The 18,286-nt window shown below is 54.8% G+C and carries 14 protein-coding genes; 8 read left to right on the top strand and 6 right to left on the bottom strand.

From position 1 onward, the window contains the following. The first annotated feature begins 86 nt into the window (after window positions 1-86). From ilvD to ABJL60_RS16910, 4 genes are all read left to right on the top strand, one after another. Window positions 87-1,850, top strand: coding sequence for a dihydroxy-acid dehydratase (ilvD, locus tag ABJL60_RS16895; RefSeq protein WP_348375699.1), 1,764 nt, complete (start codon window positions 87-89; stop codon window positions 1,848-1,850). Then, window positions 1,831-2,475 (top strand): hypothetical protein, encoded by a 645-nt coding sequence (locus ABJL60_RS16900; protein WP_348375697.1) that lies wholly within the window; start codon window positions 1,831-1,833, stop codon window positions 2,473-2,475. Before ilvD ends, ABJL60_RS16900 begins: the two co-directional genes overlap by 20 nt. Before the next feature lie 128 nt (window positions 2,476-2,603). Further along, complete coding sequence (locus tag ABJL60_RS16905) at window positions 2,604-3,377, top strand: DUF6478 family protein (RefSeq protein WP_245926100.1); 774 nt, start codon at window positions 2,604-2,606, stop codon at window positions 3,375-3,377. A 10-nt stretch (window positions 3,378-3,387) separates the two neighbouring features. Continuing rightward, on the top strand, window positions 3,388-3,753 hold the full coding sequence (locus ABJL60_RS16910) for a hypothetical protein (RefSeq protein ID WP_348291116.1): 366 nt from the start codon (window positions 3,388-3,390) through the stop codon (window positions 3,751-3,753). 134 nt (window positions 3,754-3,887) lie between these two features. On the opposite strand, the gene ABJL60_RS16915 is transcribed toward ABJL60_RS16910, so the two are convergent. The 4 genes from ABJL60_RS16915 to ABJL60_RS16930 all read right to left on the bottom strand — a co-directional run bounded on the left by ABJL60_RS16915 (window position 3,888) and on the right by ABJL60_RS16930 (window position 10,974). Beyond that, complete coding sequence (locus tag ABJL60_RS16915) at window positions 3,888-5,222, bottom strand: S41 family peptidase (RefSeq protein ID WP_348291118.1); 1,335 nt, start codon at window positions 5,220-5,222, stop codon at window positions 3,888-3,890. A 3-nt stretch (window positions 5,223-5,225) separates the two neighbouring features. After that, window positions 5,226-6,362 (bottom strand): peptidoglycan DD-metalloendopeptidase family protein, encoded by a 1,137-nt coding sequence (locus tag ABJL60_RS16920; RefSeq protein WP_348375696.1) that lies wholly within the window; start codon window positions 6,360-6,362, stop codon window positions 5,226-5,228. After that, on the bottom strand, window positions 6,359-7,873 hold the full coding sequence (gpmI, locus tag ABJL60_RS16925; protein ID WP_348375694.1) for a 2,3-bisphosphoglycerate-independent phosphoglycerate mutase: 1,515 nt from the start codon (window positions 7,871-7,873) through the stop codon (window positions 6,359-6,361). The genes ABJL60_RS16920 and gpmI overlap by 4 nt, the downstream gene beginning before the upstream one ends. 194 nt (window positions 7,874-8,067) lie before the next feature. Beyond that, window positions 8,068-10,974, bottom strand: coding sequence for an error-prone DNA polymerase (locus tag ABJL60_RS16930; protein ID WP_348375692.1), 2,907 nt, complete (start codon window positions 10,972-10,974; stop codon window positions 8,068-8,070). A gap of 246 nt (window positions 10,975-11,220) precedes the next feature. Here ABJL60_RS16930 and ABJL60_RS16935 point away from each other — a divergent pair, with 246 nt between their 5' ends. Then, window positions 11,221-11,400 carry a zinc-finger domain-containing protein gene (locus ABJL60_RS16935; protein ID WP_348291127.1) on the top strand — a complete coding sequence of 60 codons (180 nt, stop codon included), beginning with the start codon at window positions 11,221-11,223 and terminating at the stop codon, window positions 11,398-11,400. 42 nt (window positions 11,401-11,442) lie between these two features. Here the strand turns inward: ABJL60_RS16935 and ABJL60_RS16940 are convergent, their stop codons facing one another. Then, window positions 11,443-11,913: a hypothetical protein gene (locus tag ABJL60_RS16940; protein WP_348375690.1), complete on the bottom strand. Its 471-nt coding sequence runs from the start codon at window positions 11,911-11,913 to the stop codon at window positions 11,443-11,445. 30 nt (window positions 11,914-11,943) lie between these two features. Between ABJL60_RS16940 and polA the strand changes: the two genes are divergently transcribed. From polA to ABJL60_RS16955, 3 genes are read left to right on the top strand one after another with little or no spacing between them, the layout of a single operon-like run. Further along, window positions 11,944-14,745, top strand: a complete 2,802-nt coding sequence (polA, locus tag ABJL60_RS16945; protein WP_348375688.1) for a DNA polymerase I — start codon at window positions 11,944-11,946, stop codon at window positions 14,743-14,745. Beyond that, window positions 14,745-14,909 carry a cytochrome oxidase subunit III gene (locus ABJL60_RS16950; RefSeq protein ID WP_108826639.1) on the top strand — a complete coding sequence of 55 codons (165 nt, stop codon included), beginning with the start codon at window positions 14,745-14,747 and terminating at the stop codon, window positions 14,907-14,909. The genes polA and ABJL60_RS16950 overlap by 1 nt, the downstream gene beginning before the upstream one ends. Next, the gene (locus ABJL60_RS16955) at window positions 14,909-15,751 is read left to right on the top strand and encodes a DMT family transporter (RefSeq protein ID WP_348375686.1); all 843 of its coding nucleotides are present in this window, start codon (window positions 14,909-14,911) and stop codon (window positions 15,749-15,751) included. Before ABJL60_RS16950 ends, ABJL60_RS16955 begins: the two co-directional genes overlap by 1 nt. 64 nt (window positions 15,752-15,815) lie before the next feature. Here the strand turns inward: ABJL60_RS16955 and gyrB are convergent, their stop codons facing one another. Continuing rightward, window positions 15,816-18,233: a DNA topoisomerase (ATP-hydrolyzing) subunit B gene (gene gyrB, locus ABJL60_RS16960; protein WP_348291134.1), complete on the bottom strand. Its 2,418-nt coding sequence runs from the start codon at window positions 18,231-18,233 to the stop codon at window positions 15,816-15,818. Window positions 18,234-18,286 lie beyond the last annotated feature (53 nt).

Below are 18,286 nucleotides of genomic sequence, written 5' to 3' on the forward strand. Positions count from 1 at the left end.
CAAAGCGCTTCATTTCAAGCATCGCTTCTTGCGCGGCGTCAGGCCCTTGGGTATCCGTGTTGAAATTGTTTTCGCGGGAGATAGCCATGCTTAAGGGTAAATTCGACAAATCCAAGCTGCCAAGCCGACATGTGACCGAAGGGCCGGAACGCGCCCCGCACCGGTCCTATTACTACGCTATGGGCATGACAGAGCAGGAAATTCACCAACCCCTGGTCGGTGTCGCCACCTGCTGGAACGAAGCAGCCCCCTGCAACATCGCGTTGAACCGTCAGGCCCAAGCCGTGAAAATGGGCGTCAAATCCGCATACGGCACACCCCGTGAATTCACCACGATCACCGTCACCGACGGCATCGCGATGGGCCACGAAGGCATGCGTTCATCTTTGGCATCACGCGAAGCGATTGCCGACACGGTTGAGCTGACCATGCGCGGCCACTGCTACGATGCGATTGTGGGCCTTGCAGGTTGCGACAAATCCCTGCCCGGCATGATGATGGCGATGATCCGCCTGAACGTGCCGTCTGTGTTCCTATATGGCGGGTCCATCCTGCCTGGTCGTGTCCAGAAGGGCGCGCAGGTGCCAGAAGAATACCGCGACCGCGATCTGACCGTGCAAGACATGTTCGAAGCCGTGGGCCATCAGCAAAACGGCACCATGACCGCGGCCGAATTAGATGTGTTGGAACGCGTGGCGTGCCCATCAGCGGGTGCCTGCGGCGGCCAGTTTACTGCAAATACCATGGCCTGCGTGTCCGAGGCCATTGGCCTTGCGATCCCGAACTCTGCCGGTATGCCAGCACCCTACGAATCCCGTGATCAATACGCGGAAGCATCCGGCGCCGCCGTGATGAACCTGATCGAAAAGAACATCCGCGCCCGCGACATCTGCACACGCGAAGCGTTCGAGAATGCGGCGCGTGTAGTGGCTTGCACCGGCGGCTCAACCAACGCAGGCCTGCACCTGCCCGCCATGGCCCATGAAGCAGGCATCGACTTCTTCCTTGAAGACGTTTGTGAAATCTTCCGCGACACGCCTTACTTCGTCGACCTCAAGCCCGGCGGGCAATATGTGGCCAAAGACCTTTATGAGGCGGGCGGCATTTACGTTGTGATGAAGGAACTGCGCAAAGCGGGTCTGATCCACGAAGACTGCATCACCGCGACAGGCTATTCCATCGGCGAAGAGATGGACAAAGTCAGCTTGGAAGCGGACGGCAAAGTCATCTACCCCATCGAAACACCACTGACAAAGACGGGCGGCGTTGTGGGGCTGAAAGGCAATATCGCACCTGAAGGCGCTATCGTGAAGGTCGCTGGCATAGAAGCGCAGCACCAGATTTTCACAGGCCCTGCACGTGTGTTTGAATGCGAACAGGATGCTTTCGATGCAGTGCAAAACCGCACCTATGAAGAAGGTGATGTGTTTGTGATTCGCAACGAAGGTCCATCCGGCGGCCCCGGCATGCGCGAGATGCTGGCGACTACGGCGGCCTTGTCCGGACAAGGGATGGGCAAGAAAGTTGCGCTGATCACCGACGGTCGTTTTTCGGGTGCGACCCGCGGGTTCTGTGTGGGGCACGTCGGGCCTGAAGCCGCGCACGGTGGCCCCATCGCCTTGTTGCAAAACGGGGATGTCATCACGTTGAACGCAATCGAAGGCACGTTGAATGTGGCGTTGACCGACGACGAACTGGCGGCGCGCAGGGCCGAATGGAAAGGCGCACGCGACACGATCTACGGCGCGGGTGCGCTATGGAAATATGCGCAGCTTGTCGGATCAACTTACAAAGGTGCGGTCACGCATCCCGGTGCGAAAGACGAGGGTCATGAATACTGGGATCTGTAAGGGTCTAGTACTTGCCGTCGCTGTTGCCCTTTCGGGATGCAGCGACGGCGCCGCATTGGGGTTTCTCCAAGATGGGCTTGCCCCGCAATCGGGGACGGCTGCGAAACCATTCACGCAAGTCGAGATGGTTCAAGGCGATGTCACACTGGTGCCCCCTGCGGGTTTTTGTGTGGACCCGGCCAGTCTTACACAAACCTTTGCAATTCTCGCGCGTTGTGACGTTCTTGGCGGGCGCGATGGCGCACTGGATGCCCCGTTAAGTGTCGTCACGATCAGCTTTGCCAAAGCGACAACGCCTGACACCATTTCTGCAAGCGTCTTTGGTGACAACATCGAAGGCGGTAAAGTCACCGCAACCGAAACACTGGGCGGTTTGTCGTATTTGCGTGTCAGGGCGCAAGCTCCGTCTGACGGGTTGTCGGATGTGCATTGGCATGCGGTTGATCAATTGAACGGATACGATGTGGCCGTCGCCCTTTATGCACCCGATGACAGCGACGCGTTGGGCACCCGCGGACCCCGCATTTTGCAGCAATTGCTTAATGGTTCGGAAGGTGCGTCTGTGGCCAATGATGTCGCCACCCGTACACTACGACCTAAGGCCAAACCAAAAAAGCTGTTCTGAAATTCAATTACAGGTTTATCTGTGCGCAAGGTTTTCGTTAGATAGTACACAAGTCTGAAGCACCTCTGGCAGCCAAAACGTAAGGCTGCCCATGAATTGTGCCATAAAAACAAAGGCGAACCAAGCGAATGGGTGACAAATCAATTGGGCTAGTCGACAAGCTAACGCATAGGCGTGCGATGCGTCGTTGGGCCCGCGCTGCGCGGAATGCGAAAGATTTGAAGCTGCCGATCCTGCGCCAGAACAGGGCCGCGGCCCGCCTGCTGCGGACGCATCTGGATCGTTTGATACACAAAGCAGACGAACGGTTGGCCTTGCCCGCCATCGGTTCCACCAGTTTTCCAAAACCTCACAATGCCGATTGGGCATGGCGCCCGGAACTGTGGCGCGGCCCATTGTCCAAACCGGGCATGTCCTCGGTGAGCACCAAGTCGATGCTGGGCGATGAAGTCACTTTGTTTCATGATTGCCGCCTAAGCGAGCTTACTTTGCGGCAATTGCGCAATTTGCGTGAACAGGATCTTGCGCCTTACGGCCTACGGATGGATGTTTTCAAATTCGACGGCTCTTTTTTGTCTCTTGTCGTGGACCTGCCGACAGACGCGACACGCGGGCTGAAAAAAACCCATTTGCTTGGAATGAATTGCATCGTCGAAATGGAAAAGCCGCTGGAAATTTTTGCGCGGCTCAACATCAAAAACGGTCCGAACACTGAACAAATCGTGCGTGAACTGCCCCTTCACGAAGAGGACATTCTTGTAGAATTCGATCTGGCGTATTCAAATTTGAACGAAAAGCGGGTTGAGAAAGCCTGGATTGATCTGATCTTTGAAGGCCCCGAAATGAACCAGGTCGTGCTGCGTGATTTGACGTTCTCGCGCCGCCCCCGCGCCCAGCTGTAAGGACCACACCATGACCACATTGACCCTGACAGCCACCAAAATGCGACGCGGCGTATGGGAAGGCGTCATCACACAAACAGGACAAGGTGTGCCGCAGATTGCCGTCACGCATTTGGACAAACCGGTGCCCGATATCGACCTGCAGGAAAACGGTGAAACCTGGGTTTTGCGTGTCACGATCCCCGCAGATGCAATTGCCGACGGCGTGCAGACCTTTTTGATCACCGACACCAGTGACGGCAGCCGGATTGGGGACTTCACTCTGATCGCAGGTGAAGCGCTGGGGGATGATATGCGCGCCGAAATGGAGCTATTGCGGGCGGAACTCGATATGTTGAAACGTGCGTTTCGGCGCCACTGCATTGAAACATCATAGACGCTTGGTCTGGCTGCCAGCCAACGCGTGACCAGATATCTTCAAAACACGTAAGGCGGGGATTTATCCCCGCCTTTGCTTTTTATGGGCACTAGAAGTGGCACATCCTTTTGTAAGGTGTGCCTTGGCGCACCTTAGTCCTTTGGCCCCAAAGCGCTAAGACCTTTAAGAATATCAATGGCATAGGCCAGTTGATAATCATCTTCACGCAGCGCCGCCGCAGCTTCTGCCTTTTCACGATCCGCTTCAATTTGGCGGATCTCGTCTTCTGTCAGGCTATCGTTGTTCAGGCTGCCACGCAGGTCCGCTTCTGAACGGCTGTTGCGGTTTGTCTCTTCTTCTTCGGTGGCATTCGGATCACGGCGTGGCTGTTCTACCACGATGTCTGGCGATACGCCCAATGCCTGAATAGAACGTCCCGACGGCGTATAGTAACGCGCTGTTGTCAAACGCATGGCACCGTCACTGCGCAGCGGCATTACTGTTTGCACGGACCCTTTGCCGAAGCTTTTGGTCCCCACAACGATGGCGCGTCGGTGGTCTTGCAACGCACCAGCTACAATTTCCGAGGCTGACGCAGAACCGCCATTGATCAAGACAACGATCGGCTTGCCTTCGGCAAGATCACCCAAAGTGGCATTAAATCGGTCACCTTCTTCCGCAACACGGCCCCGCGTCGATACGATTTCGCCTTCATCCAGGAAGGAATCAGACACACGGATCGCCTGCGTCAGCAAACCGCCCGGATTGTTGCGCAAATCGATAACGAAGCCGTTCACATTGTCCATGCCGCCCAGCGCTTCGACCTCTTTGGCCAATTTCAGCTCCAACTGCGGTGTCGTTTTGTCGTTGAATGTTGTGACCCGCAAAACAACGGTGTCGCCTTGGGTCCGCGCACGCACAGGCTGCAATTCGATGGTGTCGCGGATAATGGACACATCGAAAGGTTCTGTTTCGCCCTCACGCACCACGGTGATGATGATTTCGGAGCCCTTTGGCCCACGCATTTTGCCCACCGCTTCATCCAGCGTCAGTCCCAAAAGGGATTCGCCATCGACATGAGTGATGAAATCACCTGCTTCCATGCCAGCTTCATCCGCAGGGGTTCCATCCATCGGCGACACGACTTTTACAAAGCCCTCTTCTTGTGTCACTTCGATGCCAAGGCCCCCGAATTCGCCCCGCGTCTGTACGCGCATGGCGGCTGCATCTTTAGGCGACAAATAGCTGGAATGCGGATCAAGCGATTTCAGCATGCCATCAATGGCGGCTTCAATCAGCTCTTCTGAATCGACCTCTTCCACATATTGGGCGCGGATGCGTTCAAAAATGTCGCCAAACAGATCCAGCTGCTCGTATACATTTGCTTTGCTTTCGCTTTCTTGTGCCAACAATGGGCCCGCGACTTGGGTCGTTGCCACAACCCCGGCCAAAGTGCCGCCCAGCGCGGCCATCACAAACTTCTTCACGGTTTATCCATCCTTATCGGTGCGGAACCAGTTTTTGGGATCCTGTGGAATGTTATCTTGTCTTACTTCTATATAGAGCGTTTCTGACGCCGCATTGCCAGCCCCATCACCATCTGTTGACGCGGATGTGTCAGTTTGCGTGGCAGAGATGCCGCCCATAAGTCCTAAAGGCGTACCTTCACCAATCACCTGCCCCGCAGCACCGTACACCGTGGCAAGCCCCGCCACGACAAAAAGCGTGTCGGTGCGCGGTTCGAGGATCACGACGTTTCCATAGTCCAGCAACGGCCCCACATATCGCAATGTCGCTGCAGTGGGCGCTGTCACAAGTGCCCCGGGCCGTGTCGCCAAGATAATCCCTGGACGGATAATGCCCGCGGCATCTGGTTCATTTGCCCCCCGCAAAACAATGCCCTGCACGGGCAGTGACAACCCGCCAATCCGGTCATCAAGTGGAGGCAGCGTCAGTGGTTCTTCCCCTTCCGTGATCTGCGACAACCCACCGGCAAACGCATCCAAGGTTTCAGTCGTCGAAATCAGGATTGCGGTGCGCACCGGATCGGCGGTGAAACGTGTCGGCAAATCCGTACGCTCCGCCATTGCGCGGTTCAAACGCACACGCGCCTTTTGAACCTCGGACAGCCCCAATTGCAGCTGATCCGCTGCATCCTGTTGAAGCATCCGCAATGCCTGCACATCTTCCAAATCTGTACGCAACTGGGCCGCCCGTGCGTTCAACGTCGGCGTCAATTCAGCAAGCAGCATACCTGCACGCGCTGTACCCGTTGGCCCTTGAGGGTGGAAAAACACCGTGGGTTCTGTGTTTCCGCCCATGGATTGCAACACGCCCAGCAACTGCGCCACTTCACCATCCCGAGATTTCAACTGGCGCGAAAGCTGGTCTTCGCGCACTGTTGCTTGTCGCAGCCCCGATCGCATCGCACCCAAACCTAATTCATAGGCGCGGATCGTTTGCGTCAAGGCTTTGACACGGTCGCGTGCTTTGTCCGCTTTGTCCAACTGGGTCGCTGCCGCACTCAGCATGACGGCTGCTTCGCGGGCCTGAGCCCCTGCATCCGTCTGCGCAAACCCATGCACAGGCAAACCCATCATCACGCATAATATGGCAGCAAACTTCATGAGATCAGGCAATTCCCGGTCATTTCAGGCGGCGTTTCCATGCCCATCATATGCAGCAATGTGGGCGCCAGGTCACCCAGCTTGCCCGACGTCAGCGTCACATCGCCCATACCCACCACTGCCACGGGTACCGGATTCAGGGTATGCGCTGTGTGCGGACCACCTGTATCGGGATCAATCATCGTTTCACAATTGCCATGGTCGGCACAAATGATCATCGCTCCGCCCACTGTTTTCAGCGCTTTCATGACGCGTCCCAGCCCTTCATCTACGGCTTCACACGCTTTGATAGCTGCCTGCAGATCCCCTGTGTGTCCCACCATATCGGGGTTCGCGTAGTTTGTGACAATCAGATCGTACTTTTCTTCGATGGCTTGCACAAACCGGTCAGTTACATCTGGCGCGGACATTTCAGGCTGCATGTCATACGTCGCAACGTTGGGGGATTTGGGCATATGGCGATCTTCGCCCGTGGCCGGCGCCTCGGCACCACCGTTCAAAAAGAAAGTCACATGGGGGTATTTTTCCGTTTCCGCCAAACGAAACTGCGTCTTGCCATGCTGTGCCACCCACGCCCCCAGCGTGTTTGCGATATCCTGTTTCGGAAATGCCGTTGTCATGAAGGCATCATGCGCTTGTGAATAATCCACCATGCCAAGCAATGCTGATAAATTCGGGCGGCTTGTCACATCAAAAGCATCAAAGGCGGGATCACCAATAGCTGATAGGATTTCACGGGCGCGGTCGGCGCGGAAGTTCAGGAAAAATACCCCGTCGCCATCTTTCATGCCTTTGTAGCCTTCAACGACAAAGGGCTCGATAAATTCATCCGTCTGATCAAGGTCATAGCATGTGGCAACGCCGTCTTGTGCGTCTTGCAAAATGTCCCCATCCGCCAGAACCATCGTGCGCCATGCTTTTTCCACACGCGCCCAGCGGTTATCACGGTCCAGTGCAAAGTAACGGCCCGAAACCGTGGCGATATAGGCCCCTTTTGGCAAAGCCTTTTCAACTTCAAGAATGTCATGAAACGCTTGGGTGGGGGCGACATCGCGGCCATCTGTAATGACGTGGACTGCAACGGGCACGCCGTTGTCGGTCAGCAGCTTTGCAGCAGCCAACATATGGTTTTGATGCGCATGAACCCCGCCTTTCGAGGTGAGGCCGATAAGATGCGCTGTGCCCGCACTGGATTGAAGTCCGCCTGCAAAGTCCAAAATAGCCACGTTGCTGAAAAAGCTGCCATCTTCGATGGCCAGATCGATTTGCCCCAAATCCATCGCAACGACACGGCCAGCTCCGATGTTGGTGTGACCCACTTCCGAATTTCCCATTTGACCACTTGGCAAACCCACGTCTGGCCCATGTGTAACTAGGGTCGCATTAGGACATGTTGCCATTATGTGATCCATAACTGGCGTTTTGGCTTGCACGGGGGCGTTGCCTTCTGGGTTATCGGACAAACCCCATCCATCGAGAATACAAAGAACGACAGGCTTTGGAATGTTCATCGGCAGTCCTCTGGTCTGATTTCGCATCGTTTTAACGGCTGTTTTACTTGGGGTGAAGGGCGTTTCGGGGGCTTTGCCCCGGCCTGCGGCCTCCTCAGGGTTTTAAGGGGAAAAAGACAGCAATGATCTTGCATTTCTTCTTTGTCTTTTCCTGCAAAATCCCTCCCCGAGGGTTAGGGAATTTGATCCTGAACCTAATGATTTTTATGGCTTTCAGGGGTTAGTATGTGGCGCAGCAGTGCCACAGGATGGGCTTTAAGGGTCAAACGCATGGCAACATAATCTTCAACGACGTTTTCGCCCAATGTCATATCGGGCAAATGTGCGCTTGGTTCAAAAATAGCCTCACCATCGATATCACCATCGAACAATGGCAGGGTCGGACCCGGCGCCAACGCCTTGGCTTCCCACAAGGCCTCGCGGCGCTTGATGTCGAGACTGGCAAAGGCGTCTGCCTCTGCCAGCTTGGCAATCATTAAAGGGTGTAGCCCTGCTTTTCGCCACACGTCACGCACAGTCGTATACCCGTTGCCGCGGGCGGCAGTCATCCAACTGGCGTCTTCCTCAGACAGCCCTTTGATCTGTCGAAATCCCAGACGCAACGCCAATCCGCCTGCCTCGTCAGGCTCCATCACATTGTCCCAGAAGCTGGCATTGATGCACACCGGCCGCACCTGCACTCCGTGCTCACGCGCATCTCGCACGATCTGGGCCGGCGCGTAAAACCCCATGGGCTGGCTGTTCAAAAGCGCACAAGCAAATATGCCCGGGTGGTGACATTTGATCCAGGCACTTGCATAGACCAGCAACGCAAAGCTGGCGGCGTGGCTTTCGGGAAACCCGTAGCTGCCGAACCCTTCAATCTGTGAAAAACAACGTTCCGCAAAATCTGCTTCATACCCGTTTTTCAGCATTCCCCGCAAAAACAACGTCCGGAATTCACTGACGTTTCCGTGTTTCTTGAATGTGGCCAGAGACCGCCGCAACCTGTCCGCTTGATCGGGTGTGAACCCCGCCCCCACGATGGCAATCTGCATCGCCTGTTCCTGAAACAAAGGCACGCCCAGCGTTTTACCCAACACGTCGCCCAGCGCATCTGATGGAAAGCTAATCTGCTCTTCCCCGTTTCTACGCCGAATGAAAGGATGCACCATATCGCCCTGAATAGGCCCTGGCCGTATGATCGCCACTTCAATCACCAGATCATAAAAACAACGCGGCTTCATGCGGGGCAAAAAGTTCATTTGCGCCCGACTTTCCACCTGAAACACACCAACACTGTCTGCACGACACAGCATATCGTAGGTTTGCGGATCTTCAGGCGGCAATGTGGCCAATGTGTAACTGAGCCTGTGGTGCATATTCATCAAATCAAACGCTTTGCGGATGCACGTCAGCATGCCCAAACTTAAAACATCCACCTTCAGAATGCCCAGCGTATCAATGTCGTCTTTGTCCCAGCAGATGACTGTCCGGTCTTCCATGGTTGCGTTTTCCACCGGCACAAGTTCATCCAGACGCCCCTCGGTCACGATGAACCCACCCACATGTTGGCTAAGGTGCCGCGGAAAGCCTTGCACTTCTTCCACCAGTTCCAGCGTTTGCTTCAAACGGCGATCATTGGCGTCCAGCCCGATTTCGGCCATGCGTTCTGCTTCGATTCCCTTCGTTGAGAAAAAACCCCAAAGCTGCGAAGACATCGCGGAAATTGTGTCTTCGCTAAGCCCCATAGCCCGCCCTACTTCACGGATTGCACGCTTGCCCCTGTAGTGGATCACCGTTGCACATAGCCCGGCCCGATGCCGACCATAGTGGTTGTAAATATGCTGAATCACCTCCTCGCGCCGTTCATGTTCAAAATCCACATCAATGTCGGGGGGCTCGTCGCGGGCCTCTGAAACGAAGCGCTCAAACACCATCGTGCCGATTTCAGGGGAAACAGATGTGATACCAAGACAATAACACACCACGGAATTGGCCGCCGAACCGCGCCCCTGACACAAAATATCGCGTGAGCGTGCAAAAGCGACGATATCGCGGACGGTCAGAAAATATGGTTCATATTTAAGTTTTGAGATCAGCGTCAACTCATGTTCAAGCAGCCCTTTCACCTTGTCGGATGCCCCTGACGGATAGCGCCAATTCAAACCCTCGTAGGCAAGGCGGCGTAGACGATCAGCGGGCGTTTCAGCCTGCGTGACCTCCGACGGATATTCATAACGCAGCGCATCCAATGAAAAGGTAAGCGTTCTTGCAAGGGCTTGCGTACGCACCAAGGCTTCGGGGTCATGGGGGAAATGCTTGGCCAGTTCCGTGGCGCTGCGCAGGCGGTTTTCCGCATTCAAAAGGGCCGCGCGACCCAGATTATCAACGCGGGTTCCGGTCCGAACAGCAGTTAAAACATCCGCCAGTTTTCGCCGGTTGCCGTTGTGCATGATAGGGGCGGCACTCGCGATCGTGGGAATGCACAATTTTGCAGCTTGATCGTTAAGACGCTGCATGCGTTCCATATCTTGACCGTCATAGTGGGGGCGCAACAACAGATGTATTTTCCCAGCAAAGCGGCGCGTCAACCGGTGTACAGCCTCAACCCAATCACCCGCGCCGGTGTGCCAGTGATGTGCGTGGGGCCAGATCAGCAACTGCAAATCTTCAGGAAACGCCTCAAGATCAGACAGGGTTAAGATGCACGACCCTTTCTTTGCTGCAAGACGTCCTTTGGAAATGATGCGACACAGGTTGCGCCACCCGGTTCGGGTCTGCGGCAAAACTGTCACCGCAGGCCCGTCGGTGAACAACAGACGCGCCGCCGGGATCAAGCGGGGGGTATTGTAAATAAACGCAAGCGGAGCAGCAGGCAGATGTGCGGGACGGGGGGGGCCAATCAAACCATAAGCTGAATCCCAATCCAGACGTTCCTGCACCTTACGTCGAATGACACGCGCCTGCGTATGGGCGCGCACGATGCCAGCAACCGAATTGTCATCGGCAATGGCAATGCCTTCCATACCCAGAACCGCGGCACGATCCATGTATTCTTCAGGATGAGACGCCCCGGTCAGGAAGGTAAAATTGGATGTAATTGACAGTTCTGAAAACATACGATCACTTAATTGATTCCACATGTTCACATTTTGTTCTCATTTAAATTAGCCGTCAACGGCATAGCTCATGTCTTCTTTTCGCTGAAAATATCCCGGGGGAGGCATGTAATGCCGGGGGCAGAGCCCCGTTTTCCTTCCACCCATCCGCACCAGAGCAAACCAAGAGACGCCATAACACTTGCAAATAACAGTCAGCTTGCCACATAACGAGCAAAACGGACCAGTTCAGCCAAGGATGCACCAATGACCCTGCACGCCCCTGAGACCAAGATTGTCGACAAGATGCGCATTGCTTGCGATGGCGGTGAAGGCGCATTAGGCCATCCGCGCGTCTGGTTGCAAATTCCCGAAACGCAAGGTTGGGTAGAATGCCCATACTGCGACTGCAAATACATCCATTCGGATTTTGAAGACAAAGTCTGAAGGCTGTAGCGTTTTGACGGCGAACGGCCCTGGCGAAAAACCTTAAGGCCGCGCTGCTTTTAGTGCATCCTGAACACAGGCCGTAAGGTCCTTTGTTTCGCCTTCATTGGCCAAAACATACGACAACACGTGATGGCCCGCCCAAAACCGCAGCTTTTCATTGCGGTTTGTCCATCCTTTGCCCGTGGCTGTGCCGGATCGGGAATCGAAATAGGTGTAACGCGCCTCTCCCTCGGCACCGTCATCACAGGTAAATCTGGCGCGGCCTATCCCAAGCGCGTTGCGCCACCACCGCCCCTGACATACCCGGCCAGTGTTTGAAATCGCCGCAACAGGGCCGCTGCGCTGGCCATAACTGCGGCCAACGTAATAAGCGCCTGTCGTTTCAGAGCAGCCCACAAAGGGGACACAAAATCCTTCGTCAAACCGACAATCCGTCGTTTGTGCCGTTCCAGATGTAGCAAAGGGCAAAGCGGTGATTGCAGCGATGATCAGGATGCGGGATACAGGCATAATACTCTCTAACAAACGGGCGGGATGGATATGAGCGAAACACAATTCGGCACCGGATGCCATCTGCATCTGATTGATGGCTCTGCCTTTATCTTCCGCGCCTACCATGCGTTACCGCCGCTTACACGCAAATCCGATGGTCTGCCAATTGGGGCTGTCGCCGGGTTTTGCAACATGTTGCACCGCTACGTTGAAGGAAACACAGGCCCCGATGCGCCGACACATGTCGCCGTGATTTTCGACAAGGGCAGCCACACCTTCCGCAACGATATGTATGATCAATACAAAGCCAACCGCGAAGCGATGCCCGAGGACTTGCGCCCGCAAATGCCCCTGACACGCGAAGCGACCAAAGCCTTCAACATCGCTTGCGAAGAGATCGAAGGGTTTGAAGCCGACGATATCATTGCAACCCTCGCCGTGCAGGCCCGCGAGGCAGGCGGCAAATGCACAATCATTTCGTCCGACAAAGACCTGATGCAATTGGTCGGCGATGGCGTGGTGATGCATGATGCAATGAAAAACAAACACATCGACCGCGAAGGCGTGTTTGAGAAATTCGGCGTCTACCCTGAGCGGGTTGTGGATGTGCAAGCCCTTGCAGGGGACAGCGTCGATAACGTGCCCGGCGCCCCCGGTATCGGCATCAAGACCGCGGCATTGCTGATCAACGAATACGGCGATCTGGACGCGCTTCTGGAACGCGCAGGCGAAATCAAACAGCCAAAACGCCGTGAAACCCTGATCAATCACGCTGATCAAATCCGTCTGTCGCGCGATCTGGTCAAGCTGGATGATGCGATGGACTTGCCCTTCCGCTTGGAAGACCTCGAAGTCCTTGATCCCGATCCAGACGTGCTGATGCCTTTCCTTGCGGAGATGGAATTTCGAACCCTGACCAAACGCATCGCCGCGCAATTGAATGTCGAAGAACCCGTGATCGAAGACAAGGCCCCCGCGTCGGACGTGCCGGCCCTTGAAGCTGTTCCCTTTGATCAAGCCAAATATGAACAGGTCAGCGATGCGAGCGCACTTCAAACATGGATCGATCTGATTTACACACGCGGGTACGTCGCTGTGGACACCGAAACAACAGGCTTGAATGATATGACCGCTGATTTGGTTGGCGTGTCCTTGTGCGTTGAAGCCGGTCATGCGTGCTACATCCCTCTAAGTCACAAAGCCGCTGGCGGGGATGACCTGTTTTCAGACGACACGCTGGCTGACGGACAAATGGCGTTCGACCAATGCTTGAAGATGTTGAAGCCCATGTTGGAAGATCCGTCGATTTTGAAAATCGGCCAAAACATGAAATATGACGCTAAGATACTGGCGCGCTTGAACATTGATGTGGCCCCGATAGACGACACGATGCTCATGTCATACGCCATGCACGCAGGTCTGCATGGGCACGGAATGGACACGCTGTCAGAACGCTATCTTGGGCACACACCGATCCCCATCAAACCTTTGCTTGGATCCGGCAAGTCGGCACGCACATTTGATGCGGTGCCCGTGGCTGACGCCGTGCCATACGCCGCGGAAGACGCCGACATCACGTTGCGTTTGTGGCAGGTGTTCAAACCCTTGCTGCATCAGTCCCAAGTCACCCGCGTTTACGAGACCATGGAACGGCCTTTGGTGCCTGTGTTGACGGGAATGGAACGCTCTGGGATCAAAGTTGACCGCGATACCCTGTCACGCATGTCCAATGCGTTTTCACAGAAAATGGCAGGTCTGGAAGACGAGATTTACGAGATTGTCGGCCGTAAATTCAACGTAGGGTCCCCCGCCCAGTTGGGCGAAATCCTGTTTGACGAAATGGGCCTGGAGGGCGGTAAAAAAGGTAAGACCGGCAAATATTCAACCGGCGCAGATGTTCTTGAAGATCTCGCCACAGAACACGAACTGCCGCGACGCGTTTTGGACTGGCGGTCTTTGTCAAAGCTGAAATCGACGTACACGGATGCCTTGCAGACCCATATCAACCCTGAAACGGGTCGTGTGCATACGTCCTATTCAATCACGGGCGCATCTACAGGGCGTTTGTCCTCCAACGATCCCAATTTGCAAAACATTCCGATCCGGTCCGAAGAAGGGCGACGTATCCGCGAAGCCTTTGTGGCAGAACAAGGCAAAACACTGGTTGCATTGGATTATTCACAGATTGAGCTGCGGATTCTGGCGCATATCGCGAATATTCCCGCTTTGAAACAAGCCTTTGCAGATGGCCACGACATTCACGCGATGACGGCATCAGAGATGTTCGATGTGCCTTTGGACGAGATGACACCAGACATCCGCCGCCAAGCGAAAGCCATCAACTTTGGGGTGATCTACGGCATCTCCGGCTTTGGCCTGGCACGCAACTTGCGTATTCCACGATCGGAGGCGCAGGGCTTTATCGACCGCTATTTCGAACGGTTCCCCGGGATCCGGACTTACATGGATGACACAAAGACCTTCGCCAAAGAACATGGTTACGTCCAAACGCTGTTCGGGCGGAAAATCCACACACCAAATATCGGGGCAAAAGGTCCGCAGGCGGGGTTTGCATCACGCGCGGCCATAAACGCGCCCATCCAAGGGACCGCTGCCGACGTAATCCGCCGCGCCATGATCCGCATGCCTTCGGCCATCGAAAACATACCAGCCAAGATGCTGCTACAGGTTCACGATGAACTGCTGTTCGAAGTCGAAGACAGCGCTGTTGACGATCTGATCGGGGCCGCCAAAGACGTGATGGAAAACGCCAACGAACCAATTGTTAAGCTCGACGTGAAACTGACGGTCGATGCGGGGCAAGGCAGCAACTGGGCAGAGGCACACTGATGACCAACAACCAAATCAACTTTATCGGTTGGATTCTGTTCGTTCTGTCGGCGATCGGGTTCATCATCGCCAGCGTTGGTCATTTCTGGGCAATGTTCGGGTCGGTTTTCTTTCTCGTTGCGTGTTTGGTCTTCATGATACCGTTTTTCCGAAAGGACGATTGATGCTGGCGCTTGGACTTGGAATGATTGCAGCGCTTTGCTGGGCTGTGCATGACATATGCGTCCGGTTTGTCAGTCAGTCAGGCGCGATTTATCCAGCACTTGTTGCAGTCGTTCTGGCAGGCACCGTCGCCATGCTTCCACTGACACTTTGGCTTGGTCACTGGGATACCATGACGCGCACAGCTTACGGCCTAAGCGCACTCAGCGGCGTGTTTTTTACCGTGGCCAGCGTGGGGCTTTACAACGCATTCGGGATCGGGCCGGTACGACTGGTGGCGCCAATCATTGGATCTTTCCCCGTGCTATCAGTGGGTTGGGCTGCCTGGAACGGTCAAGCCATCGCAGGCGACCAGTGGACCGCTATTGCGCTTGTCGTTGGGGGGGTTGGCCTGGTGAGCGTGCTCTGCGATGAAGATGAAAGCAACGGTTCTCAACTCAAAGCCATCATCTGGGGCCTTGTGGCAGCATTCGGTTTTTTCGCAACCTTCGCATCAGGACAAGCAGCGACCCTTGTGGGGGACGAATTGCCAGTCACTCTTGTCTCGCGGCTGACCGCCGTTGTGCTGCTAGCTATGATTTTACTGCGTCAGGATGGCCCAAAAATCCCCGCACGACACAACTGGCCACTGCTTGGGGTAATGGGTGTGCTCGACGCCATTGCATTGTCGATGATTATGTCTGCAGGTACATTGGATCGGCCCGAATTTGCAGCTGTGGCCGCATCAACATTTGGTGCGCTCACCATCATCCTGGCTTGGACTTTTTTGAAAGAACGCATGACAGGCGGTCAATGGATTGGCGTTGCCCTGACATTCACAGGCATCGGTTACCTCGCCATCTAGCCCAATCTTCTTTTCGCTAAAAATATCCCGGGGGTGTGGGGGCTGGCCCCCACCCGACCCCTGATTAAAAGTCCAGATTTTCCACACTTAGTGCGTTTTGCTGAATAAATTCACGGCGTGGTTCAACGACATCACCCATCAACTTGGTGAACAAGTCATCCGCTTCGGCCATGTCTTCGACTTGAACCTGCAAAAGCGTACGGGCATCGGGATCCAAAGTGGTTTCCCAAAGCTGATCCGGATTCATTTCACCCAAACCTTTATAGCGCTGCAAAGACAGGCCTTTTTCACCCTCTTCCAAAATCGCGTTCAGAAGATCCATTGGGCCGTAAATCGGTTGCGACCGCTCTTTGCGCAACAGCTGTGCAGGTTGATCGTAAACTTCTTGAAGGCTTTGCGTAAAGCTGCCGGTTTTGCGCGCTTCGCCCGACCTTAACATCGGACCATCAAGCGTGCGGACTTCTTCAACACCACGCAAGATACGCGCCAATCGCATACCTTTGTCTTGAGTGATCCGGCCTTGCCAGCCTTTTTCATACTCTAGGGCAATCAGGTTCAAACGCGCCGCAACCTTATCTGCAGTGCCCTGCAAATCTGCATCCACAACCCCGGGAACGAAAGCCCCTGCGATTGCAGCCTGCTCAAGGATATGACGCGGGTAATGTGTTGGAAAGGCTTGTAAAATGCGCCGCATCTGACGCGCTTCCTCGACAACACGAACCAAATCCTGGCCCATGATCTCATCGCCGTTGCCTTGACGCAGAACGGCACCGTCAATGCCTTGCTGTACCAGATAATCATCCATTTCGGCCTGATCTTTCAGGTACACTTCGGACCTCCCACGCGCCACTTTGTACAGCGGTGGTTGCGCGATATAGAGATGCCCGCGTTCGATCAATTCAGGCATTTGGCGATAGAAGAACGTCAGCAAAAGCGTGCGAATATGCGCGCCATCCACGTCAGCATCGGTCATGATAACGATCTTATGGTAGCGCAATTTGTCGATGTTAAACTCGTCCCGGCCGATACCAGTGCCAAGCGCCATCACCATATTGCCGATCTCTTGTGATCCCAGCATCCGGTCAAAACGTGCCCGTTCAACGTTCAAAATCTTACCTTTAAGCGGCAAAATTGCCTGTGTTTTCCGGTCACGGCCCGTTTGGGCAGAACCACCGGCACTATCACCCTCCACAAGGAAGATTTCTGTGTTGACAGGGTCCTTATCAGAGCAATCTTTCAGCTTTGAAGACAGGAAATTCATATCCATCGGGTTCTTGCGCCGCGTCAAATCACGCGCTTTGCGCGCCGCTTCACGGGCCAAGGCCGCTTCGATGATTTTGCCAACGATGATCTTGGCTTCGTTGGGGTTTTCCTCGAACCATTCAGCCAGTTTTTCGTTCACAAGCCCTTCAACCGCTGGGCGCACTTCAGAGCTGACAAGTTTGTCTTTGGTCTGGGACGAGAATTTCGGGTCCGGCACTTTCACCGACAACACGCAGGTCAAACCCTCGCGCGCATCGTCGCCTGTGAAGCTGACCTTTTCTTTTTTCGCGATCCCAGTGGCCTGGGCGTAATTGTTGATGGTCCGCGTCAACGCCCCGCGAAAGCCTGCCATATGGGTGCCGCCATCGCGCTGCGGAATGTTGTTGGTAAAGGGCAGGACGTTTTCGTGGTAGCTGTCATTCCACCACATCGCGACTTCAACACCAATCTCGTCGCGTTCGCCTGTGATAAAAATCGGTTCCGGCATCACAGACGCTTTGGAGCGGTCGAGATACTTCACAAATTCCTTCACACCACCTTCGTAGAACAGCTCTGATTCAAGGGGCTCTACAGGGCGCTCATCGCGCAACAAAATCCGCACACCGGAATTCAAGAAAGCCAATTCGCGCAGACGTTTTTCAAGTGTTTCAAACGAGAATTCGAGGTTCGAAAACGTTTCGGTGGACGCCAAAAAGCGCACCTCAGTGCCGGTGCGATCGCCACACTCGCCGACGACTTTCAAATGCTCAACCGTGTCGCCATGGGCAAAGCGCGCCACGTGCTCTTTACCATCACGCCAGATGCGCAGATCCAATTCAACGGACAGGGCATTCACAACGGACACACCCACACCGTGCAAGCCGCCGGACACCTTGTAGGAATTGCTGTCGAACTTACCGCCCGCGTGCAGCTGGGTCATAATAACCTCGGCGGCAGACACGCCTTCTTCTTCGTGAATGCCGACCGGAATACCGCGCCCGTTATCACTGACAGACACGCTCGAATCCGCATTGATGGTGACGGTTACAATATCCGCGTGACCCGCCAAAGCTTCGTCGATGCCATTGTCTACGACCTCATAGACCATATGGTGCAAACCGGACCCGTCATCGGTGTCGCCGATGTACATACCAGGACGCTTCCTAACAGCCTCTAACCCTTTGAGAACTTTAATGGAATCGGCACCATACTCTTCGGGGCTTTGCTCGTTTTCAGACATGCCTGAACACCTTTGTTATTTCCCTGTTTTATACGCCGTTTTCGGGGGTATGT

Origin of the sequence: Ascidiaceihabitans sp., assembly GCF_039986515.1 — a bacterium.
GTDB lineage: Bacteria > Pseudomonadota > Alphaproteobacteria > Rhodobacterales > Rhodobacteraceae > Ascidiaceihabitans.